Source organism: Lachnotalea glycerini (assembly GCF_003201285.1).
GTDB classification, from domain to species: domain Bacteria; phylum Bacillota; class Clostridia; order Lachnospirales; family Lachnospiraceae; genus Lachnotalea; species Lachnotalea glycerini.
The window spans coordinates 966,811-982,211 of the sequence record NZ_QICS01000001.1; the positions used below are offsets into that span (position 1 = coordinate 966,811).

At 32.4% G+C, this 15,401-nt stretch carries 12 protein-coding genes; 1 reads left to right on the forward strand and 11 read right to left on the reverse strand.

Annotated features, from left to right (window positions below; translation table 11 throughout):
• Positions 1-136 precede the first annotated feature (136 nt).
• The 10 genes from C8E03_RS04065 to C8E03_RS04110 form a co-directional block, all read right to left on the reverse strand.
• Positions 137-1,519, reverse strand: coding sequence for a DUF4832 domain-containing protein (locus C8E03_RS04065; protein WP_094377881.1), 1,383 nt, complete (start codon positions 1,517-1,519; stop codon positions 137-139).
• A complete protein-coding gene (locus C8E03_RS04070) occupies positions 1,509-2,192 on the reverse strand; it encodes an MgtC/SapB family protein (RefSeq protein ID WP_094377880.1) in 684 nt (227 codons plus the stop codon). Before C8E03_RS04070 ends, C8E03_RS04065 begins: the two co-directional genes overlap by 11 nt.
• 96 nt (positions 2,193-2,288) lie before the next feature.
• Entirely contained in the window at positions 2,289-2,987 is a 699-nt protein-coding gene (locus tag C8E03_RS04075) for a polyphosphate polymerase domain-containing protein (protein WP_110290338.1), read from the reverse strand.
• Positions 2,984-4,720: a CotH kinase family protein gene (locus C8E03_RS04080; protein WP_110290339.1), complete on the reverse strand. Its 1,737-nt coding sequence runs from the start codon at positions 4,718-4,720 to the stop codon at positions 2,984-2,986. The genes C8E03_RS04075 and C8E03_RS04080 overlap by 4 nt, the downstream gene beginning before the upstream one ends.
• A gap of 20 nt (positions 4,721-4,740) precedes the next feature.
• A complete protein-coding gene (gene pelG, locus C8E03_RS04085; protein ID WP_110290340.1) occupies positions 4,741-6,174 on the reverse strand; it encodes an exopolysaccharide Pel transporter PelG in 1,434 nt (477 codons plus the stop codon).
• The gene (gene pelF / locus C8E03_RS04090; RefSeq protein WP_094377876.1) at positions 6,174-7,583 is read right to left on the reverse strand and encodes a GT4 family glycosyltransferase PelF; all 1,410 of its coding nucleotides are present in this window, start codon (positions 7,581-7,583) and stop codon (positions 6,174-6,176) included. The genes pelG and pelF overlap by 1 nt, the downstream gene beginning before the upstream one ends.
• Positions 7,584-9,422 (reverse strand): DUF2194 domain-containing protein, encoded by a 1,839-nt coding sequence (locus tag C8E03_RS04095; protein WP_110290341.1) that lies wholly within the window; start codon positions 9,420-9,422, stop codon positions 7,584-7,586.
• 25 nt (positions 9,423-9,447) lie between these two features.
• A complete protein-coding gene (locus tag C8E03_RS04100; RefSeq protein ID WP_110290342.1) occupies positions 9,448-10,341 on the reverse strand; it encodes a hypothetical protein in 894 nt (297 codons plus the stop codon).
• Positions 10,334-12,466, reverse strand: coding sequence for an NAD-dependent epimerase/dehydratase family protein (locus C8E03_RS04105; RefSeq protein ID WP_110290343.1), 2,133 nt, complete (start codon positions 12,464-12,466; stop codon positions 10,334-10,336). The genes C8E03_RS04100 and C8E03_RS04105 overlap by 8 nt, the downstream gene beginning before the upstream one ends.
• Before the next feature lie 570 nt (positions 12,467-13,036).
• On the reverse strand, positions 13,037-13,627 hold the full coding sequence (locus C8E03_RS04110; protein WP_094377872.1) for a putative ABC transporter permease: 591 nt from the start codon (positions 13,625-13,627) through the stop codon (positions 13,037-13,039).
• A gap of 312 nt (positions 13,628-13,939) precedes the next feature.
• On the opposite strand from C8E03_RS04110, the gene C8E03_RS04115 reads away from it, so the two are divergent.
• On the forward strand, positions 13,940-14,683 hold the full coding sequence (locus C8E03_RS04115) for a DNA alkylation repair protein (RefSeq protein ID WP_110290344.1): 744 nt from the start codon (positions 13,940-13,942) through the stop codon (positions 14,681-14,683).
• A gap of 103 nt (positions 14,684-14,786) precedes the next feature.
• On the opposite strand, the gene tnpA is transcribed toward C8E03_RS04115, so the two are convergent.
• Positions 14,787-15,263, reverse strand: coding sequence for an IS200/IS605 family transposase (gene tnpA / locus C8E03_RS04120; protein WP_110290345.1), 477 nt, complete (start codon positions 15,261-15,263; stop codon positions 14,787-14,789).
• Between the last annotated feature and the right edge of the window lie 138 nt (positions 15,264-15,401).

Consider the following 15,401-nt stretch of genomic DNA (forward strand, 5'->3'; position numbering starts at 1 on the left):
ACTATATTGATTATTACTATATTATGATTTATTTGCACTTTTATGCCTGAATCAGGAATTTAAGAATGTGTTTCTTTATAAACTGTTTCATAGTCTGTTACCTGTTAACTATAAATCACACGCTCTTTAATTCTTTTTATTTACTAAATTGACCTATATTATAAACCAAGTCACTTTCCTTATCATCCAATGCCAGCGCAATACCCGGCTCTTTTGTAATGGGATCTGATATAGATACCAAAAGCTTATAATCACCCTTTGAAAGTTCACTGGTATTTTTCATTGTATAGCTTACATCATAAGTACCTGACACCCATTTTGTCATATTGGATTCAATCGTTTCCTTGGCGTATTCTTTCCCATCCATGCCAACAATGGACAAACAAATCGGCCAATTTTGATAAATCGGTGCCACTCCTATGTTTTCCCAACTTATTGTAACATTTAAGTCCTTTTTCTTATTTAGATTCTCAATGACCACTTTATTAATGGTAAAACAATATCCCATGGAAGAAGTCATTTGATCCAAATTGTCTTGGTATTCACTGTCTTTTTCAAAAAGATAAGGAGCTTTTGGGCCCAAATATGTGGTATGACATGCTAAAAGTTGCTGATAGGTTTCCTCAAAGTTCTCACCCATATAGTATTCCAACGGATTATTAGAGGAAATTTCACCACCTGAAACTGCATTTTCCCAAAACTTAGGCATTCCCGGTATCTCTTCTTCTGTTTGCGAAGAAGTATATCCATCTGCAATCCATCCCAACCAAATATCTGTCTCATCCTGATCTCCAAACACATCATTAAATAAGCCAAAATGATTCTCACCGGCAATAACAGTTGGTCTTCTGACGGATAACATCTTATTTGTAAAGTAATCAATATAAGGCTGTACATATTGATCCAAAATATTAGCTTTGGGAAGCATATAAATGCCTTTTCCGTAATTTACATGCCATTCACCCCAATGGCCAACACTGCCAAGCTGAATATAAGCAATATAAGGGTCATCATTATATCTATCAGCAAGCGCCTTAATAGCCCTTTTATGCTCCGCAATAAAAATTTCATTAGAATAATTTGGTGCAAAACCAATTCCGTAATTATTATTATAATTTTGTCCATCCCCATTTATTTCATCATACAACCATTGCGGAATTGACATATTTCCTTCTTCGTCTTCCGGATAATCACATACAAAGCGTATCACGAATCTGACATTTTTACTCTTCCAGTATTCAAAGTTAAAATTTTCTTCAATCGTCTCGAAATCGTACACACCCTTTTCTTTCTCCAAATCACTCCAATTGATTGAAACATAAGCTAGCGTAACATCTTGCTTATAGCTTGTATTTTCACCCCATACTGCCCAACCCTTTAATGGATTTGTGACTGGCTTTTTCCCTTGTGTAATATCTATTTCTAACTTCTTATTATAGTACTTCACAAAAATAACTGTACCTGTCAGGATAATAATTCCCACTATAAATATTATAATAGATAACTTTTTATAGTTCATAATTTCCTCTATAGTGAACTAATGTTACACCATTTACCCCTTCTATATGAGACAATTCATTGGTTATATTTGTATTCTCTGTTTTCATTACAAGCTCTAAAGTAAGCTCTGTTATGTCATTTTTTACTATTTTGGAGCGAAGCTTAAAATTATTTTTAATAACTGTTTTTCTTACTTCCTCATCTGTCTTTTGCTCATTTTTATAATTTACAACTAAAACAAAAGTCTTATCTCCATCCTTAATTCTCTTAAGTAAAATGAAAGCTATCGTTACAACTATAAAGCATACAACTGCTATATAATAATACCCTGCCCCGATTACAATTCCCTCTGTAATTGACCAAAACATGAACATTAAATCGAGCGGATTCTTCACCGCTGTTCGATATCTTACTATACTTAATGCACCAACCATACCTAGCGATAATGTTATATTTGAACTGATTGTTACTATAATAATTGTTACTAATATTGTCATAATAACCAGCGATGTGTTAAAGGAATGGTCATAAACCACCCCCGTAAAGCTTTTTTTGTATGCTAAAAATATTCCTCCTCCAATCAATACTGCAACTATCATTGATATCACAAGAGACAACGGATCAATTGTTTGTGGAACCAACTTTAATATAGAATTTTTAATTACATCCTGTGTACTTACTGCCATTATCATTATTATGCCTTACCTTCCTTGAGTTAAACCACTCTTATATTATTATTCATTATGGTCAAAGCGAATGTTTGCAATCCGCTTTACAACATGAGCATGCTAAATAGTAAATTCCCTCATTTTATCCACACACATACAATATTTTGATGCCGCAGTCTGAGTGTAATTCCTTACTTTAAAAATTCTTCTAATTTGTTCCGGCAAAATATCTGTGAATTTTATTTCTAAAATCATCATATTCGGTTTTAAAACAAAATAAGTAGGAATTTCTTTGTTAAAAATATCATCACTTTTATATGCTGCCCTGACGTTTTTATCAAATGTGATTCTTACTGTCCCTACATCATAGACATAGGCCTCTCTCTCATAATCAACAATGACTGCCGGCTTTATAAGATTCGTTTTTGAATCAATATAAAAATCCTTTGCCATATTATGATTTTTATCCAGCAGAAAATTTAAATCATCATTTAACAAACTGTGATACTCTTCCTTTGATAGCTTTAAGCTTTCCTTAAATATGTACGATTCCCTCTTATGTTTACACTCCAAATTAATAAGACTGTCGGAATAATCATATATTCTGATTCGGTACTTCTTCCGAACATAATAACCGTCCTCTCTTTGGTTATAAGCGCTATGAATCAAATCATCGAAATAAAGACTTCTTATTAAATACTGTCCATTTAATTTCGAATGCTTATCCTGATCTAGCATTGCGTTTAAAACACTTTTAAGCTCCTCATACTGATAATCATAAATAATATATTTTAATTCATGTCGATATGCTGCACTCACTCTACCACCAAACTTCCCACTCCATCATAGTAATTTCCATCTATTATGGTTTTATCAAAAGCACAGGTATTTCTTCCATCCTCTGTGCTGGCAATTACTTTCCAATAATATTTACCTGCCTTTAATCCGGAAACTACTGCAGAAAATGATCTGATATTATCCTCTGTATAGATTATATTATTGAAATCAGGAGTCGAACTCAAGAAGAACGTATAATCTACCAGTTCACCTTGCATATCATAGCTTTCATCCCAAGAAAACTGTACGTTGTTGTCGTTTATAACCGGAGTTCCAAGGAAAAACGGCATCAGTCCTTCTAAAGTGTCATAATAGCTCTTATAATTTGTTTCAATATTATCATACAACTTGTTTACAATGTCTGCCCTTTGTTGCGGAGTTATTGACAAATATAAAATATCCGGCATACTGGTTACATATTGGTTAATTGCATTGTTATAGGTATCTACAAGACTTGTTACCTTTTCTCTTGTCAGATACTGATTCTTTAGCAACTCAATTTTTTCAGTCAACTGATCGCGATTATTCTGAATACTTAAAAACCTTTTATGCAGTATTACACTCCAATAGGTAGACATGCCCTTTTCCCAATCTGCGGCATAATGAATATCTTTCAACTCATATTCATAATTCATAAGGCTTCCATCTCCATCCCAGGGAATGAAATACCACTTATTTCCATTTAAGGGAGAATAAAGGTAAAAATTTTGCATCGTTGTATCAACATTTCCCATCAGTATATTATAAGCCAGCCATGTCAAATAATTATCTCTGTCAAAATAAGTATCAATTACAGTATCAATATCTTTTGTAGTATCATCTACTGCCTGAATCATTTCTATTAATCTGGTGTTATCTTCCTTGCCGTTACAAGTAAACACGGTTTCAAACTTTTCCAAATCAAAATCCGGATCATCGAAATTCTTAATCTTATCATTTAATTCAAAATTAAAGCTTCTGGCCTTATATAAATATCCCGAGCTGTCTAAACCATGATTTTTAAGATATTTCTTATTGGGTGTTTCAACCTGTGTAAAAAGTCCATAATCCTCAAAAGCTTTCGCACCTGACGTCTCATCCTTGACGAAAAGTCTGACAAATTGGGTACGAAGAGACGGCAAATCTGGTACCTCTCTTAACAAATCAAAATACAGTTTATTACGCATTCTGGTAGAATCCGCTACACTTTTTACTAACGCAATCTTTCTTTGTGATCTCCACAAACCTGCATGATCAAATAATTTTAATGTATATGACTTTTGCACTGCTGTAGAAGTAGAATTTCCTCTAATTTCAATTGTTGCATTGGTATTACTTAGTCCATATCCAAGCATTTGTTCCAATGGTCCACTCTCATCCCCCACTTGAACCAGTGCCTCAGCTTTTACTTCATTATATGCATGTTCATTATCCACGAATTTCGAAACGCTATTGACCTCACTAAAAGAATGGTCAGTATCTGTCCCCGTTGCTCCCTTTCGAACTGTAACATAAAAGCAAATAATACTGCTTGGATCATCATATGAATACACAGCCTCATCATCCACAATTGGTGTTTCATTAATATCTTTTTGTTGAATTATATCTACCGTAGTTTCCTTAACAGTGGTTTCTCCATTTGCACCTAATTCCTCTGTTTTTTCACTCATCTGATTACTACAGCCTGCTAATGCTGCTACTGTTGCAATCAAAATTAAACACTTTATCTTTTTCATATCCTTTTCTGATCCCCTTACTAATTTCCAATTTTTTCTGCAAGTTTTGTAAAAATTCCCCTCTTTTCCTCAAAGAAAAGTGGTTGCTTACAAAATACATTATATTCTAGGTTCTTTACAAAGGTAAACAATCTTATGATTGCATAAATTGAAGCTAGTATAGCTGCTCCCACAAAGCCAACTCCATAAAATCTGATACCAAATCTTAAAGTAATAAAAGTACCTGCTATACTTAATACCGCAAACGTAACTGATGTAACAGCTGCCCCTATTCTGTCATCAAAGTACAATAATACAATTATAATACATCTCATAAGTCCAAAAAAACAATAACCAAAACATAAGATTTGGAATATACCAATCATATTAATATCCATTCCTACCATCTTAAGCAAATTGGCGATAAAAACGACTGCAATAATAGCAATAAAGAGCTGTACCTCTAAAATATAGGATAATTCACGAAGTATCATTTTAACCATACCTTTTCTTGCAACCTTAATATCTTCAAGTCTGCCACCATATAAAACAGTACTAAAATAACCTTTATATTTTTCGTAAAAGTTAACTTCTAAGGATACCGTAAATAAAACGAGCATAGGTATAATGGTGAGTGCCGCAAAAAAACAAGGAATATCATATATAACACAATAAACCATTTTTTCAATCACAACAGTCTTATATTCACTTGACCACATAACAAAATTGTGACCATATAATCCTAATGTCATAAAAAATCCAATGATACATAAACTCGGATATTTATCTAAATCCTTAAAAAATACAAATAAGCTAATTTTTTTAAACGGATAATATTTTATCATTTCCTTTAGAAAACCACATAGCATAATGAAATAAGCAATACTAGTTCCACTTAAAGATGCAAACAAAGGATCAAATTTTAAAAGCATCAGTAATACTGTTATGATAAAGGATAGTAAAACTGAAATAACAAAACTTTTTAATATCTCAATATATTTTCTTAATGCTGATAAAAAGCACATTTCTATCCATAAAATAATCATAGTGCTAAATTGAGCCATAGCAAGTATCTTATATTCTAGCTTTAAGTCTACACTTGCTAAATAGAGATAACCTATGATGCCTCCCAAACAAAGTAAAATAGCCGCCGCTTCAAAGAATGCACTCATAATCTTATCATACTTTTTTTCAAATATACAATCTGATATAAATCTACTCAAAAACAAATTCAGAATATTGGATATCAACATAGAAAAAATCATACTATAAGTCATAATTAATACAAATATTTCCATTTTGTTATAGCTGCTTCCACCTGATTTCATTAAAAGTCGTTGCCCCGAAAGCATTACAATAGATAACACCATAGGTCCTTCCGTTACTACCGCTGATGTTGCATAGGCTTTCATTGTATCAACATAACCACTATTTTCTTTAAATAATTTTCTTAATTCAAATCCGACTCCTGCCATTATTTATGTAACCTCCTATAGATATTTTCATATTCATCGAGGAAAACTTCTTCTTTGTAATACCTGACGGTACGCTGATATCCTTGTTCACCCATACGAATCATAAGTTTTCTATCCTTGGCAAGCTTTATAATTGCTTTTGCAATCATATCAGGATTCATAACAGGTGTAATAATCCCACTTTCTCCATAATCATCATAAGTACCCTCTATCATTTCTCTGCAAGATCCCACATCCGTAGCCACCACAGGCCGTCTGGCAGCCAAGGATTCAAGAATAACAAAAGGCTGTCCTTCCGAGACACTAGTCAGCAATGTAATATCAACCTTGCCAAGCCATTCGCTTATATTAACTCTTCCAACAAATTCAATTCCTTCGCACTCAAGGCTTTCTATCAATTCCACGCATTCCTCATAATAATCAGGATTTTCATTGTATGGACCAATAATATATAATTTTGCATTTTTTATCTCATTTTTTACAATACTAAAACTATAAATCATTGTCTTAATATCTTTGATTGGAACAACTCGAACAACAGCACCAATAACAAACTCTTTCTTCACCTCACTAAGGGGTTCAATATTTGAAAAGCGTTCGGTATTAATACCATTGGGAATGACAATACATTTCTCTTGTGGCGCTCCCAGCTCGATTTGTAAAAACTTTGCATTTGAAAACAACGCCGTAATTACATCACCTGCTACATACGCACCATATGAAATGGAGGTAAAAAAATCAATCCATGTAGTTTTAAAGTAATTATCAACCCAATCTGCTTTTAATATTTCTTCTTCTCTTTCTCTTGTATAGATACCATGTTCTGTCACAATCAATGGTTTTCCAGTATCATGTTTAAACTTGGCACCAACTATTCCAGCATAACCTGTTGAAACACAATGATAAATATCTGCTTTTGGCGGCTTTGTTTTTATAATACTTAGTATCGGCAAAAGCATAGAGCGAATTGTCCAAAAAACATCGTTAAACGGAGTCTGTGCATACTTTGTCTCACATATAGCCTCCACTATACTAAGAAAATCTTTACTGATAAGAAATTGATTGACACTAAGATTTCCATCTGAGCGAAACATATCAAAAATGACCCCCCAATCAATCCTCTCCCCTAATAAAAACTGCACAAAGGTTTCTTTTTGTCTTTTTGTAATCCTGATATCTGTTGCCTTTTTTTCTTTCGCATTCATAAATTCATCCAGAAAATGTTCATCAATTTGCGCTATATTATTTGGTATTTCGTATTTAAATTGTCCTCTAAGCTTTTCCTCTGCTCCAATTGTAAATATTGTAAATTCATGCTGAGGCATACCCTTAACAAGCATCTGTATCCACGAGGAAACTCCTCCTGCAACATAGGGATAACATCCTTCTGCTATTAAACAAATCTTCATTTATTTATCCTCCAGCTTTATTTCAAACTCAGGTTTCTTTACAGTAACAACATAGAAAAATTCACCGTTTTTCTTGTCTGCTTTTTCTATCACACAGCTGTCGTCCACTGCAAGAGGTGTCTTAGATGTTCTTAGATAGAAATAAGCTTCTCCATAAAAATTGTCACAAGCTCCCTTCACATAACTATCTCCATATTCCAATTCCACCTTAAGGTAATGGTACACCTTAAGCGCTTCGCCTGCTTCAGACGCCTTCAGAGATCTTAGCGGTGCTGCATTGTTGACTCCCTTTAACAGCTCGGTATAATTTGTGTATAAGGTATCCCAATCTGCATCTTTTCCTCGTTCCTCATCCAATATATCATCTGGGTGTATAAAATGCGAAAAAACTCCATACATTGTAATCCCACACATATACTGCAATCTTGTGGTAACATCATTCCACATTCCAGATGTTAATCTTGGGAATTCGGCAATTCCATCCTCTGCAATCGTAAAGTCCTGAACATATTCACTTTCATCCGCTTCATATACACCCGATATTACAGATAAATCTGGTACTGCCTTTACAACTGCTTCTCTTCCTTCCGGACTTAAATAATTGGAAGGCGGTACATATACAGTCAATTTGGCATATGGAAACAATGTCTTAGCATAATTGTTTAAAACACTGATTGCTTTCACCATATCATCCTCGGATTTCCATGCTTTATATCCCATTTTTTCTGGAATGTACCCCTTTAATGCCAATGGCTGATGATTGTATCCATGTAAGCCTATTTCAAAACCATTTTTCAAAAGACTATTACCATAATATTCAAAATTTGATGCAGGTGAAATATGATACTCATCGACATTATTTTCATAACTTGTTATAAATAATCCTGTATAATTATATTTGTATAAGCTTGCAGCTTTTTGCATATCCGGCCACCAAATATCCCGATAAAATTCCTTCACCGTTCTGCTGTAATTTTGCTTAATAACGTCACTTTCAATATTAAATTGAGGTGCTGGAAAATCATCAATATAAATTGTCTTTGCATTAATAATCGGGTAAAGCAAATCATCTTCTAGCACAGTCATAGCACCCGCAAAAATCCCTGCAAAATACCTTCCCCCAAGACCAGTAGAGTTAAAAACAACAATATTACCGTCACCACAAGCTCTAGACCATAAGAGTGGAATATTGGCATTTGTTCCTGCTGAACTCATATAAACCTGGCATTGGTCATCCACCGCTACATTCAGACAAATATTATCATAATCTTCCTGGTCAATAAAACTCATTCCTTTTGACCCTGTCATCAGCTCTTTTTCAAATTGAAATCCCTCAATTGTTTCATAGGAGCCATAAGTCATTATTCCAAGACTTCTGTAGATACCCTTGTAAAATCCTTCTGTGGAATTTGGTACAACGCCAAATAATAAATTACCTCCATTGCTTGCATATCTGATTAATTCATATAGTTGATTGCCCAAAGTATTTTCCCAATCATCACTCATAATAATAATTGCTTTATATTGTTCAATACTTACCTGGTATAAATCTATATCCTTAACTAATTGGCTCTCTATTTTCATATTTGCCAATCTATCTTTTAATTGTGAAGCTTGACTAACCAATGGGGTACTTTGGTCATTATAGATAATCAATGTTTTATTATTTGTTGGAACCAAACCTGAAGATTCAATCGCATTTACCCCTTCCTCTTTTACAACTTTACTCATAGCAGTAACGGCATAGCTGCTTTTTGTATCTGTTCTTGTTAACTGAACCACTAATACGCAAATTATGTTTAAAATAAATATAACCCAAAATTTATTATAATACTTCATTTAAATAACTCCATCTTCTATGCAATCAGTTAAACAGATGTATATACTGTAATGTTTCTTGAGTTAGCTTCACCGGTAAGCCCTTTAACTCTTCCATAAACTGATTAAGCAATTTCTTATCTTGTGTATTGATACAATATTCTATATAACGATTCACCATTAATTCACTATAAGGATTTTGCTTCTTAAATTGTTCGCATGTTTCTTTTGCATGCCGAAAATCACCTAAAATGAAATCCAATTTAATCCGATTATCAAAAAATCTCTCCAACGCCCATTCTTCCTTGAGCAGCTTGTCAGTCAATTCCTTGTACCATTCATAATATTTGGCTAAATTATTTTCATCGAAAACACCGCAAAATATTGTATTTGATAACGCCTCCTCATAATTTGTAATTGCATAACGGTTATCCATATCCTGTTGGTACGCTCTTCTTAGTTTCAATAAAGAATCCACAAGCTTTCTTTGCGTTTCCATAATTACAGCAGTTGCATAATGTACCGTTTCACTATCCGTATTACCCAGTGCCTTTTTTAATACATCAATATAATCCAATACGTTGTCTGAGCTTAAGGTATCCATAACCATCTGTCTCTTATATGTATTGCTGTTAAGATTCAGCGCTTCCTCAATTGATACTTTATCGATTTCTTTTTGTTTATTTAATGGTTTTAGATAATGTAAATCCTCATACTTCTTCTCACCAATGTAATAACTGTAATCTGTTTCATCCGCCCTCATAACCTGAATAAAGTAGTCCATAAGTGAAACTAATACAAAACCAAAAATGGGGATACAAATCACTGTAATCATATGAAAGATAATGTTGTTAGTTTCTTTTACTGCTTTTTTTAAGTAAACAAAATATAATATACATAGCAATGCATAAATTCCTATAAAAATTAATGTACTATTCAACAGCAATCTCCTCCATGGTGATATTAAGGCCAACCTTTAGAAAACGCTTTTGTATTTCGCTAAAATCATTCTTAGTTGCCTGCATAAATACAATATTGTATTCGCCCTTACTGTTAATTCCTGCAAAATCTGTATTTCTCATAATTCGTTTCACTTTATCAGAAAAATCATTCAGTTCAATTTTAGAGTTATCATCCCATACCTTTACAAGTAAATAATTAAAATCAAGCTCTTCTTTGGCACTTTCAACTGTTTGAAGCTTATCCTCAAACTCTTTATTACTATTAATTACCGTTCCTTCAATATAATTTTCATGAATCATAGCCTCATTATATTTATAGGCATTCACAAGCTGCTGTTGAATCAAACCAATCACAATTCTATATAAATTTTGATAGAATGTACTATATTTGTTATAATCCAACTTGTAAATCATAGCCACTGCCACTACCTTATCCTGATCAACAATCGGCATTGCATAGGCAGGATAATCACTGTTTAATTCCGTGTTTACAAAAAATTCACGATTTTCCATCGCTTTTTTAAGACCTGGTAACTGATCAAGCTTTAAGGTAGAAGTCAACTTTCCTTTTAAGTTAACAGAGTTAGCCATTAGTCTTGCATAGTTAAAATTATCATTTGCAACCATATATAAAGCAACTGATTCGGTTTCCATAATATTTTCAATGATACGAATCGCTTTAAACATAATTAATTCCGGTTTAAAATTGGAAAGCTCATTTGCAATTTCATAAACTCTTCCAAAGCTATCTTTCGAAACTAATATTTGCTTTTGAAGCTGCTCTTTTACTTCACGCATTTCATTATATAAAGATCGCAAAAATTGATACTTTTCAATTAACATAGAATGTTCTTCTTTTTCTGACTCCATTTCATCTATTCTTTTATCAGTCAAATATCCTGTCCATGCCCCCGCTATCATATAAAATACAATCGGCATCCAAGAACTGATACTGTATAGTAAAAATGAAATATCTATATTGGAAGTACTAAGATCATAAATATATGAAACAGATGCCAACACAGTTGAAATCAGTCCTTGTTTCACTCCATAAACCATACCAACCATTACAACATACATCAATCGAACATCAATAAAGCGTAAATCCGAATAATCATTAGCAAATTTCTTAAATAAAATAGCAAGTAGGAATAATAAAATATTCTCAAAAAGATTTCTTAAAAATTTTATGTACTTAGATTCTATCTTATCCTCTCTTACCTGCATAACTCTTTTGGTTTTATTCAACTCATCAATTTGATCCAAAGAATTCAATTCTTTTAAAAATTCATGTATAGGAAGCCATCCAAGCTCGCCCTTAAGCCGGTCAGCTTTGCAAGACTTTAATTCTCTTCCATCGTCCTGTGCATATTGTATCTCAAAGCTATAATTGTATCTTTGCGATAAAACTTTGAAAAATTCTGTTATTTTAATTGGCTTTTCCGATGTAGCAACAAAGGTCCCTGTTTTATTTTCAATTAAAACTCTATAAAGAGCGTCTGCAACATCTCCACCATAAATCAAATCCATTTCAGCACTCGGCGAAAATGTAGTAGATATTCTCTTGCCCTCTTTCATTTTGCCGATTACTTTTCCTAAATACCCAGCTCTATCATAAAATTCTTCACCATATACGCTAGAAACTCTTAATACTGCAATTGGTATTTCGTACTTCCTGCTAAAAGCATCACATAACATTTCTCCAGCTTTTAAATCAGTTAAAATAGGTGAAAGATTATTTTCATCAGCTAATTCTACCGATGACATGAAAACAATGCGCTTAATCGAGTTATACTCAACAGAGTATTTCAATACCGCATGTAAATCAGGTATTAAGCTATCATATTCTACCTCTTCCTTTTCAAACCTTTCCCTATATCCTGAAGTTAAATATATAATTGTGTCAATAGAATTGCTTTTAATAACTTCCTTGCAACGGCTGCTTGCAATCGGTACATGATAAATGTTCGCCTTCACTTCATTATCAAAAAGCTGTTGTGTACTATCCTTTGCTATCCAATTAATCTTATGCCCTTCTTTATATAATCTTGCAGCTATATATCTGCCTTCTACACAGCCCTCACCAATTAATAATACCTTCAAGACGCCACCCCCTTTTCTTTAGTTATACAAATAATCATCTTTTTTAAACCGCAAAACATAATCATACTTCATCCTCTTACATTTGTGTGCACTATATATAGGCTCATTCATAAACAAAATCACTTTTTCATTTTAAATATCGAAGTGTTTTATTTAAAAAAAATAATTTCCAAACAGAAATTATTTTTTTAGACAAACAAAGAAAAGCACGCAATGCGAACTTTCCAATGTAAATACCTAATGAGTCAAAATAACTTTTAATGTTATATACGAAATGCACGAAATTTTATTGTATACCTATAATAGAATATAATATTTTTTATAATTTTTCAATAATTTAATTTATAGTTTATATTTTTTTAATAAATTAAATTGTAATTTATCTATTTTCGTAGTCTTAATTAACAATTTTTTAATTTTCAGATAGTTATTCTGTATCGTCAAATACTTTTACGAAAAGTGTATTTACACCTGATGTTGTATTGATACACAATTATAGTAACTGATATCCTAGTATACAAAAAAGATGATATTTCTTATTATTGAAATATCATCTTTAAATTATTTAAGTTAATTTCTATAAATTACAGCTCGTATGGTTTCGTGCCATTCACTCATCGACTTAGGCATGCTGTCAAATTTTGCATCTACCAAGCTAGTTGCAAAATCCAATAGAAAACCAACGATTACTACTGTTCCTATCGTCATACCGAAGTTCATGGGATAACCACTTACAATTTTTTCTACAAAGTTCTGTATAAATACAAACATAAAAATTGTATAAAAACCCCAAGCAACTGTACTTTCTAAGCACAAAATACCTTTATAATTAAGTGGCTTATCATTATAATCCCACCATACTTCACCAAATATCCGAATCATCAACACAGCAGTAAAATATTCTAGCATAGTAGCAAGAAGCGATCCGCAAAGGTAAAGTAAAATATAATTATTGCTAAAAGGCCTTAATACAAAATAAACTGTTAACGCACCTACACCATAAATTGGGCAAATCGGACCACGTACAAAACCGCGATTTGTGAGTTTTCTATTACAAATTGACATATAGATTGACTCTACAAACCATCCCAAAATACTATAAACAAAAAACCAATGTACTATATGATAAACATCTGTGCCAAGTAATTCTCTACTCCACATAGTAGTGTTCCCCCTTTTGTATCCATAGAAGCAAATAAATTTTTAATCACATCAATTTCACTGAAAATTCTTATGCTATTATAGCATAGCTTTATTTATAATACCAGTACTTATTGCTCTCATATTTTTACAATTATTTTACAATATTCTTATATTAATCTTTAATTTCTTTCAATTTATAAAAATATCTAAGTTTTTATGGTTTTTATATTAATTATCATATGCCATATATTTTTATATTTATAATAGGATTTTCATGAAATTAGTGTTAAACTATATTTATTAATCATTAAAAAGGAGTATCTAACTTTCATGAATTTAATTTATGATATATGGACTAACATTGAATACAAAGAATACCTTAAATATTTAAAAACCTTTGCCGATAAAGATTATCGTGATTTTCAAATCTCTCTTATGCCAAATGTAAAAAATATACTGGGAATTAAAATGCCGGCTCTTCGCAAAATCTCCAATGAAGTGTTAAAAGGTAATTGGCGCTCCTTTCTTGAGTTATGCTCAAGTACTTATTATGAAGAAATTACTGTCAAGGGTTTAATTATCGGAATGTGTAATGTCAGCTTTTTAGAATATACACATTTAATTGATAACTATTCATTATTAATTAACAATTGGGTAACCTGTGATACTTTCTGTACCGGCTTAAAAAGTATCAATAATTATCCCATAGAATTTTGGATTTATATTGAGTCACTATTTAAATCTAAAAATCCATGGCAAGTCAGAATGAGTCTTGTTATTATACAGAACTTTTATTTAAATGATAATTATATTAATCAAATACTATTAAAAATAGACAATGTTCATCACGAGTTCTATTATGTAAAAATGGCTTTGGCATGGTTGATATCCTCAGCCTACATAAAATATCCTGGTATTACGTATGGATACTTGACCAACAATACTCTTGATGTATGGACCTATAACAAAACACTTGAAAAAATCCTAGAATCACGAGATGTAACAAATGAGCAAAAACTTATGATAATACCTCTTAAAAAAGTTAAGAATCATAACTACCGGCTTAGCCGGTAGTTTGCTCTGCGACTATAAGTCGCTGTTCCCTGCTTGTGTCTAAAGACACTCTGAATAGTCCGCCAGCCGCGCTATTTTTTCCGCAAAGCCCTAAAGGGCTCCCTTATTTCTTAGTGCTTTTGTTTACTGGCTCACCCGTAAACGGGTCATAATATTCTTTTAACGTCATTTGGTCATATTCACAATCTTCTTTTATTTGATTCTGAATATATTCTTGTATCTTTTTTGCATTTTTACCTACTGTATCAACATAATATCCTCTACACCAAAAATTCCTGTTTCCATATCGATATTTAAAATTTGATTGTCTTTCAAATATCATTAATGAACTTTTTCCTTTTAGGTATCCCATAAATTCTGATACACTGATTTTGGGTGGTATTCTTACCAACATGTGCACGTGGTCTTTACAACATTCTGCTTCAATTATTTCTATCCCTTTTCTCTTACACAACATGCTAAGTATCTGATCTACATCCTGTTTGATTTGTCCATATATTACCTGTCTTCTGTATTTTGGCGCAAATACAATATGATATTTGCATTCCCACGTTGTGTGTGCTAAAGTATTTTTATCCATTATTGGATCCTCCTTTGTTTTATATGCGTGGTTGGCGAACCTTTACATATTATAACGCTGGAGGTTTTTTACTTAAAGCTAAAGCAAAACCGAGGGACCACCGGCATAGCCGGAGGTTTATTTTTATGGTTATACAAA

What these genes read in the sequence shown, in the direction of transcription:
- C8E03_RS04065 (WP_094377881.1), bottom strand. Translation starts at nt 1,519, where the DNA reads ATGAACTATAAAAAGTTATCTATTATAATATTTATAGTGGGAATTATT.
- C8E03_RS04070 (WP_094377880.1), bottom strand. Translation starts at nt 2,192, where the DNA reads ATGATAATGGCAGTAAGTACACAGGATGTAATTAAAAATTCTATATTA.
- C8E03_RS04080 (WP_110290339.1), bottom strand. Translation starts at nt 4,720, where the DNA reads ATGAAAAAGATAAAGTGTTTAATTTTGATTGCAACAGTAGCAGCATTA.
- pelG (WP_110290340.1), bottom strand. Translation starts at nt 6,174, where the DNA reads ATGGCAGGAGTCGGATTTGAATTAAGAAAATTATTTAAAGAAAATAGT.
- pelF (WP_094377876.1), bottom strand. Translation starts at nt 7,583, where the DNA reads ATGAAGATTTGTTTAATAGCAGAAGGATGTTATCCCTATGTTGCAGGA.
- C8E03_RS04095 (WP_110290341.1), bottom strand. Translation starts at nt 9,422, where the DNA reads ATGAAGTATTATAATAAATTTTGGGTTATATTTATTTTAAACATAATT.
- C8E03_RS04110 (WP_094377872.1), bottom strand. Translation starts at nt 13,627, where the DNA reads ATGTGGAGTAGAGAATTACTTGGCACAGATGTTTATCATATAGTACAT.
- C8E03_RS04115 (WP_110290344.1), top strand. Translation starts at nt 13,940, where the DNA reads ATGAATTTAATTTATGATATATGGACTAACATTGAATACAAAGAATAC.
- tnpA (WP_110290345.1), bottom strand. Translation starts at nt 15,263, where the DNA reads ATGGATAAAAATACTTTAGCACACACAACGTGGGAATGCAAATATCAT.